This window comes from Patiriisocius sp. (assembly GCF_051252435.1).
In the GTDB taxonomy this organism is placed as follows: domain Bacteria; phylum Bacteroidota; class Bacteroidia; order Flavobacteriales; family Flavobacteriaceae; genus Patiriisocius.
In genome coordinates, this window is the sequence record NZ_JBPOFW010000003.1 from 424445 (window position 1) to 440489 (window position 16045).

Consider the following 16045-nt stretch of genomic DNA (forward strand, 5'->3'; position numbering starts at 1 on the left):
ATTAATATTTAAGCCACTTTATCAATTCTTTATAGGTTGGTTTTTTACCATACATCAAAATACCTACGCGGTAAATTTTTGCTGCAAACCAAACAATACCGATAAATGTAGCAAATAAAATCAATACCGAAATTATTTGTTGCCAAATAGGAACGCCAAAAGGAATTCGCATCAACATCACCACTGGAGAAGTAAAAGGAATATAACTGAAAATCTGTGAAACCGTACCATGTGGATTTTCAATAACCGTAAAGAAACCTACATAAATAGCCAAAATCAAAGGCATTAGAATAGGCATCATAAATTGTTGCGTATCAGACTCACTATCGACCGCAGCACCTATTGCTGCATACAATGATGCGTATAATAAATAACCTCCAATAAAGAATAACAAGAACATAATAATTAGATTGGCCAACGGTAACGTTTCGTAAGCATTATACGCTTTCATCATTAAATCCTGAGAACCTGCCGATGTTCCTTGAGCAAGCATTTCTTGCTGTTGTGCTTGCATAGAAGCTGGATCGATTCCAAAAACCAATGTTACCACAGTAGTCAAAATCCCAATTAAAATAACCCACGCTGCAAATTGTGTAACTCCCGCAAGTGATGTACCTATTATTTTACCTAATAATAGCTTCATTGGTTTCACTGAAGAAATAATAACCTCAATAATTCTACTTGTTTTTTCTTCGATAACGCTTCGCATAATCATGTTACCATAAATAATAATGAACATAAAAAGCAAGTAACCCGCTGCACCTCCAAAAATCAATTTAACCAGCGAACCTTCTTTAGATGTTTCTTCACCCTTAAAAGACTCTTGTCGCGTCACGACAGTAACTTGCAAATCTTCAATTTTTGAAGCGTCAATATCATTCTGCTTTAAAATTGCTGTATTTACTTTTGACTCAATATTATTTTCAATGTCTGAAATTACACTCAATGAAGGTGATTCCGTCGAATAAAAAGTAGTTTGCTTTGCTAAATCTTTTATGTTGTTCGTTTTCGGAATATATAAAAGCCCGTAATTTTCTGAATTTTCATTCAACTTTTTGGCTTCTTCTAAGGTGATTCCTGAAAGGATATTAAATTTTTGATTATCAGTATCTTCAAAATCACTTGCAAACATGCCACTTTCATCCAGCACCGAAATTGTGCGAACTTTATCATTGTTAACACTTGATAGATAACCCACCAGCGCAAAAATACCAACAAATATCAAAGGACTCAAAAATGTCATGATGATAAACGACTTGTTTCTCACCTTATTAAGGTATTCTCTTTTTATAATTAACGGAAGATGATTCATAGCGGTTTAGTTTTTTTGTACGGTTTCAATAAAAATATCATTGGCACTTGGGATAACTTCCACAAAATGATTAAGCTGCCCTTTTGAAGTTAAAAAGCTCACTAAATCATTTGCGCTGGCATTTTCAGGAATTTTTATCTTGCATTGAAGCTCGTCATTAATGCTTTTAAATGATGCCGGTTTTATATCAAACCTTTCTTTTAAAGCAGCAGTTACAGCCAATTTATCTTCGGTAAGTAATCCCACTTCGTAGGTATTGGATTGATATGCTCTTTTGATATCAATCAATTTACCGTCCAATATTTTATTTGATTTGTTAATCAATGCAATGTGGTCGCACATTTCTTCTACACTTTCCATACGGTGCGTAGAAAATATAATGGTCGCTCCGTCATTGCGTAGTTTTAAAATTTCGTCTTTGATAAGATTAGCATTGATTGGGTCAAAACCACTAAATGGTTCATCAAAAATGAGCAACTTAGGCTCGTGAAGTACGGTTACCACAAATTGGATTTTTTGAGCCATACCTTTGCTCAACTCTTGAATTTTTTTGTTCCACCAATCCCCTATTTCTAGACGCTCAAACCAGTATTTTAATCTTTTTTTAGCTTCGGTGTTACTGAGTCCTTTTAATTGGGCAAGATAGACACATTGCTCTCCCACTTTCATAGATTTATACAGTCCTCTCTCCTCTGGAAGGTAGCCTATGTTTTGAACGTGGTGCGGTTGTAATGGCTCTCCGTCAAGAAATACTTTACCTGTATCGGGCATTGTAATTTGGTTGATGATTCTAATCAAAGTGGTTTTTCCTGCACCATTGGGGCCCAATAATCCAAAAATACACCCCTTGGGGACTTCAATAGTTACATTGTTCAATGCTGTGAAATTTCCGTAGGATTTCGAAACGTTTTCAGCTTTTAAAAGATATTCCATAGTCTATTTTATAGTTGGCAAAGGTATTGATTTGAGAAGTATTTGCGCTCTCAAAGGGGACTCAATTTACATGACATTAGTACAATAATGTTGTGACTTGTTACAGAAATTGTTGGAGTTTTATTTTATAGTTATTTGATTGCTTTTCTATTGAGAAAAAACAAAAACGACTAAAAAGCAAAACCCTCCCTCAATTTGCATTGAGGGAGGGAAAAAAATTGCTATGAAAAAGAAAAATTATCACCACTAAGAAGTAGTGATATTCAAATATAATAAAATTTCTTAACGAAACGTTAATTATGAGAACATATCTTTAACTTTTTCAAAAAATGACTTGTCTTCCTTTTCTGGTTTAGGCTCAAAATGGCTGTCGTTACTCATTTTTTCAAAGAAATCTTTTTGTTCCTTGGTCAACGTTTTTGGTGTCCAAACATTTACATGAACCAATAAATCTCCTGTACCATACCCATTTATACTAGGAATTCCCTTTTTTCTTAGCCTTAAAATCTTTCCGCTTTGAACGCCGCTATCGATTGGAATTCTCACTTTTCCTGTTACCGTATCTATCTCTTTTGATGTCCCCAAGACAGCCTCCGAAAAGCTGATGTACATATCATAATGTAAATTGTCACCTTCTCTTTGCAAATACTCGTGTGGAATTTCTTCAATGGCAACCAATAAATCTCCTGCAATTCCATTTCCGGGTGCATCGTTCCCTTTTCCGGTAACTTTTAATTGCATACCATCCACTACCCCAGCAGGTATTTTAATAGAAACGGTTTCTTCAGTAGAAAGCATTCCGTTGGCATCTGCATTTGCAGGTTTATTTTCAACGGTTTGCCCAGCCCCGCCACATGTACTACACGTTGCACTTGTTTGCATGCGGCCTAAAATTGTATTCTGGATTTTAGTAACTTGGCCTTGCCCATTACATGTATCACACGTTTTAAAAGTGGTTCCCTTGGCTACTTTTTTACGTTTTACTTTAATTTTTTTCTCAACGCCGTTAGCAATTTCCTCAAGTGTCAATTTTACACGAATACGTAGGTTGCTGCCTTTTACAGTTCTACGGCCTCCGCCTCCACCGAAGCCTCCAAAACCACTAAAGCCTCCACCACCTCCGCCAAAAATGTCTCCAAATTGGCTAAAGATGTCATCCATATTCATTCCACCACCGCCGAAGCCACCGCCACCTTCAAAGGCACGATGACCGTACTGATCATAACGTGCTTTTTTATTTGGATCGCTCAAAACTTCGTAAGCTTCTGCTGCTTTTTTAAACTTTTCTTCAGCAGTACTATCGCCTGGGTTTTTATCTGGATGGAATTCGATTGCTTTTTTTCGGTATGCTTTTTTTATTTCGGCAGCCGATGCGCTTTTGTCAATTCCTAAAATGTCGTAAAAATCATCTTTCATAAACTGTTGCCTAAAAGGCTTTCTTTTTAATGTCCCAAGAAATTGGGATTAAAATTCGTAAAATTTTATTCCACGGAAATTTCCGCAGCCTAAAAATTTATTGTCCAATTACTACTTTAGGATACCTTATAATCTTATCTCCAAGTGTATATCCCTTTTCGATGACATCAATAATTTTTCCTTTCATGTCTTCGTTTGGGGCTGGAATTTGTGTAATTGCTTCGTGCAAATCTGCGTTGAAAACGTCGCCAGGTTTTGTTTCAGAAACGTGCAAGCCTTTTTGTCTTAACGTTTCTTTCAATTTGTTATTTATCAATGTCATTCCTTGAACGTGCACGTCATCTTTGTCATCGCTAAACTCATTCATCGCTCTGTCAAAATCGTCAAGGATGGGTAATATTGCCATAATGGTATCCTGTCCGGCAGTTTTAAAAAGTTCAATGCGTTCTTTGCTTGTTCTTTTTTTATAGTTTTCAAACTCTGCAAATAGACGTAGATATCTGTCTTTTTCGGCTTGCAGTTTATCCTCTAGAGATTCTTCTTCCTGCGACTCTGCTACATTTTCAGATTCCTCTTTTATTGCTTGTTCTGTGTCATTGATGATATTTTCATCAACGACCGATTTTGTATTTTTATCTTCTTTGCTCATGATTTTGAGTGCTTTTTCAATTTTTTTGAGAGGGTGCAAATGTACTGCCAATCTTATAAAATTGTCAAAATGTCACGCAAAAATTTTAATACTTTTTTAAGATAAATTAATTGGATTACAGTTAATTTTGCCGCTCACAAAAATTAAAACAACAAACAATGAAAAATCAAGTATTAAATATTGCATTTGTAGCTGCTCTAGCTTTAGGATTTACTTCTTGTAAAAATGAGGTTAAAGACAGTGATACAACTGATGCTAAAGAAGTTGCAGCTGCAACAGACAGTGCTTCTATGTACACTATTAAAAATGGAGATTCAAAAATTATGTGGGAAGGTAATAAACCTACTGGAACTCACACAGGAACAATTGCTATCAACGAAGGTTCTGTTTATGTAAATAACGGTGTTGTTGAAAGCGGAAAAGTGGTTGTAGATATGAAAAGCATCAACGTTACTGACCTTGAAGCTGATAATGGTAAAGAAAGCCTTGAACAACATTTAATGGGAACTGTTGAGGGCAAAGAAGGAGATTTTTTTAATGTAAACAAATACCCAACTGCAACTTTTGAAATTACAGGAACTAACATGGTTGATGGTGTTGCGCAATTAAGCGGAAATCTTACAATGAAAGGAAAAACTAACAATGTAACTTTTCCTGTTAGAGTAATGGAGGAAGGAAACATGGTACGTTTGGAAAGTGATAAGTTCGAAATTGACCGTACTCTATGGGATATTCAATATGGTTCTAAAAAATTCTTTGATAATTTAGGAGATAAATTTATCAGCGATATGATGACGTTACAAATTAACGTTGTTGCTGCTAAGTAATACTTGTTTTCAAAATATTAAAAAGGCTCGGTTGTTTTAACCGAGCCTTTTTTGTTTTCAACACTTTTATTTTTTTTCAATTAAATCGTCGAGCGCATTTTCTATATTATAATATACAAATTTATAACCCAATGCCTCAATTTTTTTACTACTGACTAATTGACCTTCTGTAACTAAAATTGCCATTTCTCCAAGGGCTAATTTCAGAACAAAACTTGGAATTTTTGGCAACCACATAGGTACATTGTATTTTTCGGCAAGTAATTTTGTGATTCGTTTATTGGTTACCGGTGTAGGCGCTACTGCATTGAAAATACCTTCATCTTTGTCCTTGATAATTTTCATATAAATCCCAGCAATATCGTCCAAATGAATCCATGACAACCACTGATTTCCATTTCCAATAACCGCGGGAACACCCATCTTAACGGGTTTGGCTAATTCTGGAAACGCACCTTTGTCTTTATCTAAAACTACCCCAGTTCTAACTTTTGCAACATCAATACCCAAAGATTTAAATTGTTTCGCGGCAGCTTCCCATTCAACAACAACTTTCCCTAAAAAACTATCATCAACTCCCACATATTCCTCAGTATACAATTCTGTTTCACTATTGGGATAAATACTTACACCACTTGCAGATATAAAATGACCAACGTTATGATAAATTGATTTTAATGTTTCAAAAATAAGATGTGCGGTTTCAGTTCTACTTTCTATTATTATTTTTTTGTATTTGTCTGTCCATCTTTTAGAAATTGTCGCTCCCACAAGATTAACTATGGTTGTAACACCATCGAAACATTTCGCATCGATATAATTAGTTGAAGGATTCCAATAGAAACCTTTATAATTATCTTTATTTATTATTTTCTCTTTGCTCGTAGTAAGATAATGAACGATTATTCCTTTCTCATGGCACAACTTGGTGAGCTTTGACCCTATAAGTCCCGTAGCTCCTGTAATTAACACTTTCATAATTTCTGTTATTGATGTTTGGGGTATTTAACATTGGTTCCTAATTAAAGGTAAACATCGCACTAGGAAAAGCAATAGGGATTAACAATGATTAACTAAAGATTATGACACACTTTTATAATTTGCGATTGTAGATTTTCTTTTAATTAAAAGGATTAACATTATTGCTTCGGAAATATGACTTTGCTGAAACTCACAACTGTTGATGCCACATTTAAAAAAACTAAAAACCAAAATTGACCAAAACTAAAAACACCCACTTTTACCAGTAAAAAGAAGGGTGTTTTTTTAAGTTTTTTATTCAGATTCAATGCAAGTTTTAATCACATTGAATATGAAAAACTCAATTTATGTTTCATTGTTTAGTAGCACGCAGCATTTCTCTTTTTCCTGGAGGCCCTGGGAGTCTCTCTACTTTAAAACCTACCGCTTGCATGGCTCTGCGAGCACTTCCCTTTGCGGCATATGTAACGAGGATTCCTCCTTTTTTTAATGCATTGTACATCGTAGCAAAAGCAGTTTCTTCCCACATTTCTGGATGCACGCGTGACCCAAAAGCGTCAAAATAGACGATGTCAAATTCATTTTTATTTTTAATTTCAGCAAACAGCAATTGCTCTTTCTTTAAACTGAATTGAGGTGTAATGGAAGCCAGAGTTTCCCAAGGCACTTCATGCATTTTATTAAAATTTACTTGCGATGCTTTTAATTCATTTGGATAATTGAGTTGCGAAGTTTCGGCTATCGTGACGGGATAGGCATCCACTCCAGTATATTGGATATGGATATTTTGCTTTTCACTTTCGATTAGGGTAAGAAAAGCGTTTAGTCCAGTTCCAAAACCTATTTCTAAAATGGAAATATTGTTATCGCCAGAAATTTCGGCATAATGATGCAAGCCCATTTTAATAAATACGTGTACAGCCTCGTTAATCGCACCGTGTTTGGAGTGATACTGCTCGTCTAATTCTGGAATGTAAATGGAGACAGAGCCGTCTCCTGTGGTAACTATTTCGCGTTTCAAACTATTCTTCCATGTTGCCCTCTTCCACAGGAACCAAAACCCCTGAAGACATGAATGAAAGTGTACGTTTTGGCTCTGTTATGGCAGCAACTTCCTCTGGTGTGCTCCCGCCGTCCTCCGCATAGTGGCGTTGTTCGTCCACACTTACCTCAGCCACATACGCTTTTCCATCAACTATAACATCTTTTCCTGCAAGATCTAAAGGCATAAAAAATGCATAATCCTTAAATTTTACCATCGCTTCTTCTTCGCCTAGATCCATACGCATCCAGCACCCTTTTGCTTGACAAACGGCATTCACTTTGGTTTTGAATTTAACATCGACAGTGTCGCCTGGTTTTAAATTTTTGTAGGTTTCAATCATTTCGGTTTTAGACAAAACATTTTCTTGTTTCACGTCATCCCCAATTGATTTGTACTCAACTTTTGCGATGGTGTTTTCTTCCTTTTTCTCTTCGGAATTTGTCTTACAAGCAATCACGCTCACACAGATTATCAATAAAATTGCAATATTTTTCATGGCCTTAAAATTTCAGAATTAAAAGTTATTAATATAATGCAATTTTAGGGATTTTTTAGCAAAAAAATAGTCTAAAAAATCGTTATTTTTGCGAAATAAACAATTGTAACTAATGATAAATAGCATAGATAGTACGCTGCATATTGAAAAAGCCACTTCTACAAAAATTGGCGAAGTTGATTTTAAAAATCTAGTGTTCGGTAAGACCTTTACAGACCACATGTTTGAATGTGATTATAAAGATGGAGCATGGCAACGACCTACTATAAAACCTTATGGACCTATGCTCGTTTATCCAGGGTTGAAAGTTTTTCATTACGGGCAGGCTGTTTTCGAAGGAATGAAAGCCTACAAGGATGAAAACGATGATGTATTTTTGTTTAGACCCAATCAAAATTTGAAGCGTATCAATAAGTCTTCTAAAAGAATGGCAATTCCTGAATTTCCAAAAGAGATATTCTTTGATGCTTTAAATGAATTATTGCGCCTAGATAATGCTTGGATTAAAAAAGGGGATGGTAACTCTCTCTATATTCGTCCATTTGTTATTGCTACTGAGGTAGGGGTTTCGGCTTCACCTTCAAAAGAATATAAATTCATGATTTTGATGTCACCTGTACAAGCATACTATAAAGGTTTTGTAAAGGTATTGATTGCAGAAAAATACAGCCGTTCTGCAAATGGCGGTGTGGGTGCTGCAAAAGCTGCTGGAAATTACGGAGCACAGTTTTACCCAACGAGTTTGGCTCAAGAAAAAGGTTTTCAGCAAATAATCTGGACAGACTCTAATGAACATAAATATCTGGAAGAGGCTGGAACAATGAATGTGTTTTTTAGAATAAATGACACTTTGATTACGGCGCCAACCAGTGATAGAATTTTAGATGGTGTGACACGTAAGAGTATTTTAGACCTTGCTAAGCACAATGGCATCAAAACTGATGTGCGAAAGTTAATGGTGAGTGAATTAATCGATGCAGCAAAAGATGGTTCATTGAAAGAAATCTTTGGTGCAGGAACAGCGGCAGTGGTTAGTTTTATCAGCCATTTTGGGTACAAAGATGATATATATGAATTGAAAGAACTCGATGATAGTTATGCAGTAATGTTCAAAAAACAATTACAAGATATTCAATATAACCGAGCTGAAGACCCATTTGATTGGAGAATGAAAGTTGAAATGTAAATTGACATTAGAAATATAAAATCCGCATTTAGAAATTTCCAAATGCGGATTTTGATTTTTATATATTTCAGAAACTATTTTTCTAAAATCTCGGCGATATTTGGTTTAAAGTAATTGGGACCTTTAAGCACCTTTCCGTCTTCTCTATAAATAGGTTTGCCATCTGCACCCAGTTTACTCATATTGCTGCGCTGGATTTCGTTAAATACTTCTACTATTTTATCTTGCATGCCGTGTTCGATGATAGTTCCGCATAAAATATAAAGCATATCCCCTAACGCATCTGCTACCTCAACTAAATCGTTATTGTTCGCTGCTTCTAGATATTCTTCATTTTCTTCGCGCATTAATTCGTAACGCAATAGATTTTTCTTCGCACTTAAATCTGCTGTTGGTGTATTTTTTATTCCCAAACCAAAAGCAGAATGGAATTTATGCACTGCTGCTATTTTATCTTTCATATTTTGAACGCGAAAGCGCCTGTTTTAAATTACTATTTACCTTATTTTTGTGACTATAAAATTAAACAATTATGTTCAGTACTGGTCAATGGATGTTTGCTCTTTTTTTTGTGATTGCCTTTGTTGGAATCATGATTTACAGCTACCGCAAAGACATATCATTGCACAAAAAATATTATAAAGGTAGTTTTTGGGTACTTATTGGTTTTCTCTTTTTTATAGGTCTGCTCGTCGTTGCTAAGTATTTTTTAAAGAACTAATGATTAGTAATTTATATAAAATTAATTTTTACTAATTCTTGTAAATCTTTAAATTTTAGGTATTTTGTGGTTAATCTATTATATGTCAAAACGAAAAAAAACCATACCTAAAGTTATGTTTTTTCTTGATTTTAAATATACCCTTTATTGGGTATTGAGAAAACAAATTATACTATAGAATTTTACTGAAACCAACCCTTACATAAAACCATGAAAAGAATACACTATATAATTGTTTTTATTTTTTTACTTTTTTTTTTGAATTCTTGTTGCTCAATTTGCGAAAGTGGGGCTAAAGAAGACCCTGATCCAATATATTCTAATACGCCCTCACTAACCATTAGTTTAGATGACAAATTGGATGAACAACAACTTCAAACAATTTTCATAACTCCCAAAGATTTATCAAAAGACTTTAAAGGAGCATTTGTAATAAGTAGTTTAATAAAATCTAAAACAATAAAAGATAATACATATTCAGATGTTGTATTTAGTAATTTTAATATTTTAAGAGTAGCCCACCAAAAATACAAAATTGTAGACATTGAAGATTTGACAGCAAAGAGAACTTCTTTTCTTCGTGAAAGCAATATTCCTATTAGCCACATAGTTGGAATTACTATTGACAAAACTTTTGATACTGAAGACCAGATTGAATTCAACTCTAATATCAAACAAAATACTATTAAGTTTGATGAAATGAAAATTGGTGATTGGATTGAATTTCAAGTATTTATAAAAGATCCAGATATATTTCCTATAAGAACACAAATCTGTCAAGATAGAATAAAATAAAACACATAATTATGGCAAGAAATAACATATCCATTACAGTAGATTTATCAGGAAAAAGAAAAGACATTCAACAACTAGTTCATGCTGAACCTATAGAAGGGGGAATGTTGTCTGTTGCTTGTAAATTTAATATTATTGAAAGAACTTCGACGAATTGTGTCTTTACTGTAAGTGAAGTCATTGTACAAACCGGGGATAATGATTTTTATAAAACTGGCACATTTAAGAAATCATCACAAGAAGCTGTAAAAAAAATCAATAGTAAGAGATTAGAGCAAGGGATTGAACCGGTTGATTTTGCTTATGACATAATTATAGACTCTACAAGTCACTCCTCAACTTATTCTCCCTCTTTTAATCCTACAGAGGTAGAAACTATTAATGCAAATAAAAATGCTTTAATAGACATTCATTTTAAAGACGAGCTTAAGTCGATGCCCAAACTAGCTATACGAACACAAATATGTCAATTCCAAGTAATATGGTAAATTTTATATGATGCGAAAAGTCCTGTTTATTATTTGTCTGTTCTTCTACATTACAATTCAAGGTCAGACCTCAATTTTCAATAAAATTAGGACTTTTGAACTTGAGTCTGTAGACACGCTAAATCTAAACACGAATACGCCCAAGGATTTTTTTCTAATGCAACAGTATCATTACCTAGCTTCGGGTAAATTGATTCCAATCATAACGTTTAAAAAAAATCATCTTAATAATGAACAACTATTTTACAGCTACTTGAGCAGGGCTGAATACTATATATTCAAAGAATCAAATAAGTTCTCAGACAGTATGGCGTATTCAAACTATATTAAATCGTTAAATATTGCAAAGAAAATTGATAATGACACTCTCTTATGCGAAACTTATAAAAGAATACTAAAATATCAATATAAAAATCAAAAAGATATTCCAGAATTTCATAGTATGGCAATTAAATATCAAGAAAAAGCCTACGACATTAACGAGAGATTATATTCCGATTTTTTCTATATGGGAAGTATTATGGGAAATATGGCTTTTAGAGACGATTTTGATATCGACCCCGTTCCAATAGGACTCAACAACTTAAAGATATCTAATGATAAAGGACTGCATTTTTTTTCTGGCAGGTTTGCCCAATCACTTGGTGTATACTATTATGAGTTTACGACTAGAAAAGATAGTAGTGAGTTTTATTATAAACAGGCGATTGATTCTTACAAAAAAGAGACCTATTATTATTCAATGAAACACTTAAATGATATTCATTATAATTTAGGAACAGTTTCACACCATAATAAAAACTACATACAAGCAAGCACATATTTTTCTAAAATAGATGTTACATATATCGAAAAAAAAGACGGGCGTGATCAATTATTAATTAATGATGCGATTTATAAAAATTTCAAAAAAATGAATCAATCAGACAGCGCACTTCACTATTTAGAACGAAAAATGGAAATTACCAATTTGGTTGACGAAACAAATAGAGCGAATGCTATTTCTGAGCTGTCAAAAAAGTACAACATAGTAGAAAAAGAAAAACAACTACTCATTTCAGAAAAACAAAATAAGCAAAAACAATATTTGTTATTTGGTCTAGCAGGATTATTAATCCTAGTAGGAATAATTGCTACGCTTATTAACAGAATAACAAAACGCAAACAACGTATCGCCGAGCAAGAAAGAGAAATTGAAATTCAAAAAACCGAAACACTCCTCAAAGAACAAGAATTAACAACCCTTGATGCCATGATTGCTGGGCAAGAAAAAGAGAGACAAAGACTTGCGGGAGATTTACACGATAATGTGGGAGCCACGCTAGCTGCTGCCAGACTTCAATTTGAACATTTAAAAAACAACCGCAACAAAACCGAAATTACCGATGAGCTTTTCACAAAAACGAGCCATCTTTTAAATGATGCTTATAATGAAATCCGAAATATATCTCACGTTAAAAATAGTGGTGTTATCGCTAAAAACGGATTGTTACCAGCAGTTCAAAAACTAGCCAGCAATGCCAGTGCCAATGGAAAACTACTAATTGAAGTGTCTCATTTTGGACTTGAAAATCGTATTGAAAACAGTCTAGAAATCACACTTTTTAGAGTTATTCAAGAATTAGTGACAAATATTATCAAACACTCAAAAGCTTCGGAAGCCTCTATCGCTATTACCCAGCACGAAGGTGTCATCAATGTAATCATTGAGGATAATGGCATTGGAATTTCAGAAGGAAAAAAATTGAGCAAATCAAATGGCATGGGGATTGGAAACATTGAAAAGAGAATCGAATTTATTGATGGAACTTTTGAAATTGATACTAGCCCAGGAAAGGGAACTACTATAATAATTGACGTACCCGCGAATTAAATTACCCATTAAAGGGTATTAAATTTAGTATTTATATTTTTTAAATTAGCAAAAGCTAAAACCCTCCACTTCAAATAATTGAATATATGATTACTGTTGCTATTGCTGAAGACCACCAATCTCTTATTGACGGGATTGAATTACTGCTGAAATATGAAAAGGATTATACAATAATAGGTGTTGCCAATGACGGCGAAGCGCTCATTGAGTTGGTAGAAAAAAAGCAACCCCAAGTAATCCTGACAGATATTAAAATGCCAAAAATAGACGGCATCGCTGCAACCAAAATCATAAAGAAAAAATACCCACACATTAAGGTAATCGCCTTTAGTATGTTTGACCAAGATGAAGCCATCAAAAATATGATTAAAGCTGGAGCGAGTGGATATTTACTTAAAAATTCGCCATTGGACCAGCTGCTTTTAGCAATTAAAACGGTACACTTAGGTGGAACTTATTTTGACTCCTCCATAAATCTTGACCTTATTAACGAAGGTGCCGTAATTAGCGAAACGAAATCTATCTTATCAAAAAGTGAAACCGAAATTTTAAAACTCATTGGACAAGGAAAAGCTTCTAGTGAAATTGGCGAGATACGTTTTACCTCTGTTTCCACCGTTGAAAAACATCGAAAAAATATGATAAGGAAACTTGGGCTTAAAGGTAAAGGTGAACTGCTACGATATGCTCTTGAAAAAAAATATGACTTTGAATAGCTGTATTAATTAATACGTAATTAATACAGCTATAATCATAAAAAAAATACCCATTATTGGGTATTTTTGATTTCCTAATTATTTGTTAAATTTGGCTGAACCAAAAACCATTAATTATGACTAAATTAAAAAAGTCTGATTTTGAGATTTCAAATGTTTCAAAATCCAGCTCATTCAAAACAGTAGTGTATTCTTCTCTTATTGCATCTTCTTTGCTATTGGGGTCTTGTGTTTCTGACAGTGCAAATTGTACCGATGCAAATTCATTTGACTCTGTAGGTAACGGAAGTGCTTGTGTAGATTCAGACTAGAAAACACGTTTAATAACTGTAATTGTATTCCCGTTTTAAATGAATTTACAACAAGTACTTTACCCCATTACGATTGAAGATTTTTTTCAAAATTATTATGAAAAAAAACATCTTGTTATAAAAAAAGAAAACGTTGATGCTTTTAAAGAGCTACTCACCGTTAAAGATTTGGACACGATGTTTCATTCTGTATCCAACCATCATCCTCAATTTAGACTTGCAAATCATTCACTTGATGAATTTCCGGATCCGAAAACATATACTGTAAAGAACAGTGATCTTATTGATCCCTTAAAATTTGTAAAATCATTTGAGGCGGGAAATACTTTAGTAATGTCAAACCTAGAGCATAAACTCTCTAGCTTAAGAGAACTTACTAACGAATTTGAATTTTTCTTCAAACATAGAACCCAAACAAATATTTATTTAACACCAAAAGATGCCCAGGGCTTCGCATCTCATTATGATTCGCACGATGTTTTTATACTTCAATTTGAAGGTTCAAAAAATTGGCGAATTTATGACAAACCCTCTCCGTTAGCTGATAAAACAACGGCATTTGTAAAAGGTGAATATGAAATAGGAAACGTTATAGACGAGTTTACCCTCAATAAAGGAGATGTACTTTACATACCTAGAGGTATAGTTCATGATGCTTATTGTACGCATGAAAACAGTGGGCATATTACAACTGGTCTTCTAGGAAAAACGTGGGCAGAACATCTTAGCGAGTTACTATTAGAAAGCTCCAAAAACAGTCTTGCGCTAAGACGCTATACAAAATTTCATGAAGTTCCTGGAGTTGATTACAGCAATGAGAAAAATGATGTGATAGACGCAGTAAAAAATCTTATCAATATATTAGAGTCAAATGAAGATTTGCTAGATGATTTTTATGCGAGACAAAAATCTATTACAAAAGGTCATTTAATGCAAATGCTCGATATCAACAAAATTGATGTTAATTCAAAAATCAGGCTAAAGGAAAAGCATAAACTTAGAATTGCTAAAAATGATACATCTCTATCAATAAAATTCTATGATTTAAAACTCAACGTGCCATCGGCTGCAGAGTCCTTTTTAATTGCATTATTTAAAAGTAACCAACCCGAAACTATTAAAAAAATAGACTGTACTATTGATGAAGAAAGTAGGGTACTCATGGCTCAAGAATTATCCAAAATCGGAGTTTTAGAAGTCTCATAATTATCTTACTATCAATACATAACATAAAAAAATACCCAATATTGGGTATTTTTTTTTATTTGTACTCGATTTATCTTTATCGTTTAAATTAAACTTAAACAATCTATTAAAACCAACTATCATGAAAAAAATTTTTATGCTCGCCCTATCCATCTCAGTACTATTTATTCAATGTAAAGATGATGAAGGAGACGGCCTCATTTCAGACCCAATAGAAGTAGCAAACCAGATGAACGCAAATCTAACCATTTTAAGCGCTGGTGCTTTCACTATTGATCCAGCAACTGTGGGGACAGACAATACAGTTATCGTTGATACTCCAACTGGAGTAGCGCCTATAATGGCTGGACAAACAATGACAAATCAAATTTCATTCAATGCTCCTAACGGAAATGTAAATGCCGTGGGAATGCGTTTTGGCACATCAGGTCCAATAACATTTGTCCCAGTTAATACAAACGGAGCTACAAATGCAACGGGTACTTTTGATTTTGTTATTGATTCGAATATCTGCGAAAATCTCTCACAAATATGCCATGATATTAAATGTTATGAATTTGCACAAACTTCAGCAGGGAATATTACCGCAGGAAGTATCAGAAATGTTGCAATGCTCTGTGGAAACTGTGACGAACCATCTTGCGCAGGTCTAGTTGACCCTAGTGATTGTGATACCCCAGGCGGAGGTGGCACTGGTTCCTTCAATTTTGGTCCTACAGGTTCGGTTTCAGGTGCTGTATTTTGTTCTGGTACTACTTTAGGAGGCACGATGTCCATTTCAGATAATGGAACACAATTAATTCTGGTTAATATTGGAACTAGTGGTAGCCATAATTTCACATCAGACTATTACTTAAATGGTTGTGGTAGCTGTTCATCAATCCAGATTACTACTTCTTCGGGGGATACGTATATTGCAAATGGAGGAAGCGGTTCTTGGAACGGAAACTCATATAGCTTTAACGCTTCAATGCAGGACATTATTGGTAATGGTGCGGGTAGTGTAAGTGGCTCGGGTACTTGTCAATAATATTTTATGTGTTAGCTGAGAAGCCTGTCTATAAATTATATAGACAGGCTTTTTTTTAGT

General features: G+C 34.1%; 18 protein-coding genes. 10 read left to right on the top strand and 8 right to left on the bottom strand.

Annotation, left to right across the window (positions count from 1 at the left end):
• Nucleotide 1: 1 nt before the first annotated feature.
• The 4 genes from ACSHW7_RS09425 to ACSHW7_RS09440 form a co-directional block, all read right to left on the bottom strand.
• Nucleotides 2–1312: an ABC transporter permease gene (locus ACSHW7_RS09425; protein ID WP_435679093.1), complete on the bottom strand. Its 1311-nt coding sequence runs from the start codon at nt 1310–1312 to the stop codon at nt 2–4.
• 6 nt (nt 1313–1318) lie between these two features.
• On the bottom strand, nt 1319–2245 hold the full coding sequence (locus tag ACSHW7_RS09430; protein WP_435679094.1) for an ABC transporter ATP-binding protein: 927 nt from the start codon (nt 2243–2245) through the stop codon (nt 1319–1321).
• Nucleotides 2246–2542: 297 nt separating this feature from the next.
• Nucleotides 2543–3661: a molecular chaperone DnaJ gene (dnaJ, locus tag ACSHW7_RS09435; protein ID WP_435679095.1), complete on the bottom strand. Its 1119-nt coding sequence runs from the start codon at nt 3659–3661 to the stop codon at nt 2543–2545.
• Between the two features lie 97 nt (nt 3662–3758).
• The gene (locus ACSHW7_RS09440; RefSeq protein WP_435679096.1) at nt 3759–4310 is read right to left on the bottom strand and encodes a nucleotide exchange factor GrpE; all 552 of its coding nucleotides are present in this window, start codon (nt 4308–4310) and stop codon (nt 3759–3761) included.
• Nucleotides 4311–4468: 158 nt separating this feature from the next.
• Between ACSHW7_RS09440 and ACSHW7_RS09445 the strand changes: the two genes are divergently transcribed.
• A complete protein-coding gene (locus ACSHW7_RS09445; protein WP_435679097.1) occupies nt 4469–5137 on the top strand; it encodes a YceI family protein in 669 nt (222 codons plus the stop codon).
• 66 nt (nt 5138–5203) lie between these two features.
• Here the strand turns inward: ACSHW7_RS09445 and ACSHW7_RS09450 are convergent, their stop codons facing one another.
• The 3 genes from ACSHW7_RS09450 to ACSHW7_RS09460 all read right to left on the bottom strand — a co-directional run bounded on the left by ACSHW7_RS09450 (nt 5204) and on the right by ACSHW7_RS09460 (nt 7659).
• Entirely contained in the window at nt 5204–6115 is a 912-nt protein-coding gene (locus tag ACSHW7_RS09450; RefSeq protein ID WP_435679098.1) for a TIGR01777 family oxidoreductase, read from the bottom strand.
• A gap of 355 nt (nt 6116–6470) precedes the next feature.
• Complete coding sequence (gene mnmD / locus ACSHW7_RS09455; protein ID WP_435679099.1) at nt 6471–7139, bottom strand: tRNA (5-methylaminomethyl-2-thiouridine)(34)-methyltransferase MnmD; 669 nt, start codon at nt 7137–7139, stop codon at nt 6471–6473.
• Between the two features lies 1 nt (nt 7140).
• Nucleotides 7141–7659, bottom strand: a complete 519-nt coding sequence (locus tag ACSHW7_RS09460; protein ID WP_435679100.1) for a DUF4920 domain-containing protein — start codon at nt 7657–7659, stop codon at nt 7141–7143.
• Nucleotides 7660–7771: 112 nt separating this feature from the next.
• On the opposite strand from ACSHW7_RS09460, the gene ACSHW7_RS09465 reads away from it, so the two are divergent.
• Nucleotides 7772–8845: a branched-chain amino acid aminotransferase gene (locus ACSHW7_RS09465; RefSeq protein WP_435679101.1), complete on the top strand. Its 1074-nt coding sequence runs from the start codon at nt 7772–7774 to the stop codon at nt 8843–8845.
• 74 nt (nt 8846–8919) lie between these two features.
• On the opposite strand, the gene ACSHW7_RS09470 is transcribed toward ACSHW7_RS09465, so the two are convergent.
• Complete coding sequence (locus ACSHW7_RS09470) at nt 8920–9306, bottom strand: hypothetical protein (RefSeq protein WP_435679102.1); 387 nt, start codon at nt 9304–9306, stop codon at nt 8920–8922.
• Nucleotides 9307–9377: 71 nt separating this feature from the next.
• Between ACSHW7_RS09470 and ACSHW7_RS09475 the strand changes: the two genes are divergently transcribed.
• From ACSHW7_RS09475 to ACSHW7_RS09510, 8 genes are all read left to right on the top strand, one after another.
• Complete coding sequence (locus tag ACSHW7_RS09475) at nt 9378–9566, top strand: hypothetical protein (RefSeq protein ID WP_435679103.1); 189 nt, start codon at nt 9378–9380, stop codon at nt 9564–9566.
• Between the two features lie 210 nt (nt 9567–9776).
• Complete coding sequence (locus ACSHW7_RS09480; RefSeq protein WP_435679104.1) at nt 9777–10361, top strand: hypothetical protein; 585 nt, start codon at nt 9777–9779, stop codon at nt 10359–10361.
• Between the two features lie 11 nt (nt 10362–10372).
• Complete coding sequence (locus ACSHW7_RS09485) at nt 10373–10849, top strand: hypothetical protein (RefSeq protein WP_435679105.1); 477 nt, start codon at nt 10373–10375, stop codon at nt 10847–10849.
• Between the two features lie 7 nt (nt 10850–10856).
• Nucleotides 10857–12722: a sensor histidine kinase gene (locus tag ACSHW7_RS09490; RefSeq protein WP_435679106.1), complete on the top strand. Its 1866-nt coding sequence runs from the start codon at nt 10857–10859 to the stop codon at nt 12720–12722.
• Between the two features lie 86 nt (nt 12723–12808).
• Nucleotides 12809–13438 carry a response regulator gene (locus ACSHW7_RS09495; protein WP_435679107.1) on the top strand — a complete coding sequence of 210 codons (630 nt, stop codon included), beginning with the start codon at nt 12809–12811 and terminating at the stop codon, nt 13436–13438.
• A 116-nt stretch (nt 13439–13554) separates the two neighbouring features.
• Nucleotides 13555–13749, top strand: coding sequence for a hypothetical protein (locus ACSHW7_RS09500; RefSeq protein WP_435679108.1), 195 nt, complete (start codon nt 13555–13557; stop codon nt 13747–13749).
• Nucleotides 13750–13788: 39 nt separating this feature from the next.
• Complete coding sequence (locus ACSHW7_RS09505) at nt 13789–14955, top strand: cupin domain-containing protein (RefSeq protein WP_435679109.1); 1167 nt, start codon at nt 13789–13791, stop codon at nt 14953–14955.
• A gap of 121 nt (nt 14956–15076) precedes the next feature.
• Complete coding sequence (locus ACSHW7_RS09510) at nt 15077–15985, top strand: hypothetical protein (RefSeq protein ID WP_435679110.1); 909 nt, start codon at nt 15077–15079, stop codon at nt 15983–15985.
• The last annotated feature ends 60 nt before the right edge of the window (nt 15986–16045 follow it).

Coding starts and splice junctions, on each gene's coding strand:
- ACSHW7_RS09500 (WP_435679108.1), top strand. CDS start 13,555: ATGACTAAATTAAAAAAGTCTGATTTTGAGATTTCAAATGTTTCAAAA.
- ACSHW7_RS09440 (WP_435679096.1), bottom strand. CDS start 4,310: ATGAGCAAAGAAGATAAAAATACAAAATCGGTCGTTGATGAAAATATC.
- ACSHW7_RS09475 (WP_435679103.1), top strand. CDS start 9,378: ATGTTCAGTACTGGTCAATGGATGTTTGCTCTTTTTTTTGTGATTGCC.
- ACSHW7_RS09430 (WP_435679094.1), bottom strand. CDS start 2,245: ATGGAATATCTTTTAAAAGCTGAAAACGTTTCGAAATCCTACGGAAAT.
- ACSHW7_RS09425 (WP_435679093.1), bottom strand. CDS start 1,312: ATGAATCATCTTCCGTTAATTATAAAAAGAGAATACCTTAATAAGGTG.
- ACSHW7_RS09480 (WP_435679104.1), top strand. CDS start 9,777: ATGAAAAGAATACACTATATAATTGTTTTTATTTTTTTACTTTTTTTT.
- ACSHW7_RS09485 (WP_435679105.1), top strand. CDS start 10,373: ATGGCAAGAAATAACATATCCATTACAGTAGATTTATCAGGAAAAAGA.
- ACSHW7_RS09505 (WP_435679109.1), top strand. CDS start 13,789: ATGAATTTACAACAAGTACTTTACCCCATTACGATTGAAGATTTTTTT.
- dnaJ (WP_435679095.1), bottom strand. CDS start 3,661: ATGAAAGATGATTTTTACGACATTTTAGGAATTGACAAAAGCGCATCG.
- ACSHW7_RS09490 (WP_435679106.1), top strand. CDS start 10,857: ATGATGCGAAAAGTCCTGTTTATTATTTGTCTGTTCTTCTACATTACA.
- ACSHW7_RS09470 (WP_435679102.1), bottom strand. CDS start 9,306: ATGAAAGATAAAATAGCAGCAGTGCATAAATTCCATTCTGCTTTTGGT.
- ACSHW7_RS09510 (WP_435679110.1), top strand. CDS start 15,077: ATGAAAAAAATTTTTATGCTCGCCCTATCCATCTCAGTACTATTTATT.
- ACSHW7_RS09450 (WP_435679098.1), bottom strand. CDS start 6,115: ATGAAAGTGTTAATTACAGGAGCTACGGGACTTATAGGGTCAAAGCTC.
- ACSHW7_RS09495 (WP_435679107.1), top strand. CDS start 12,809: ATGATTACTGTTGCTATTGCTGAAGACCACCAATCTCTTATTGACGGG.
- ACSHW7_RS09465 (WP_435679101.1), top strand. CDS start 7,772: ATGATAAATAGCATAGATAGTACGCTGCATATTGAAAAAGCCACTTCT.
- ACSHW7_RS09460 (WP_435679100.1), bottom strand. CDS start 7,659: ATGAAAAATATTGCAATTTTATTGATAATCTGTGTGAGCGTGATTGCT.
- ACSHW7_RS09445 (WP_435679097.1), top strand. CDS start 4,469: ATGAAAAATCAAGTATTAAATATTGCATTTGTAGCTGCTCTAGCTTTA.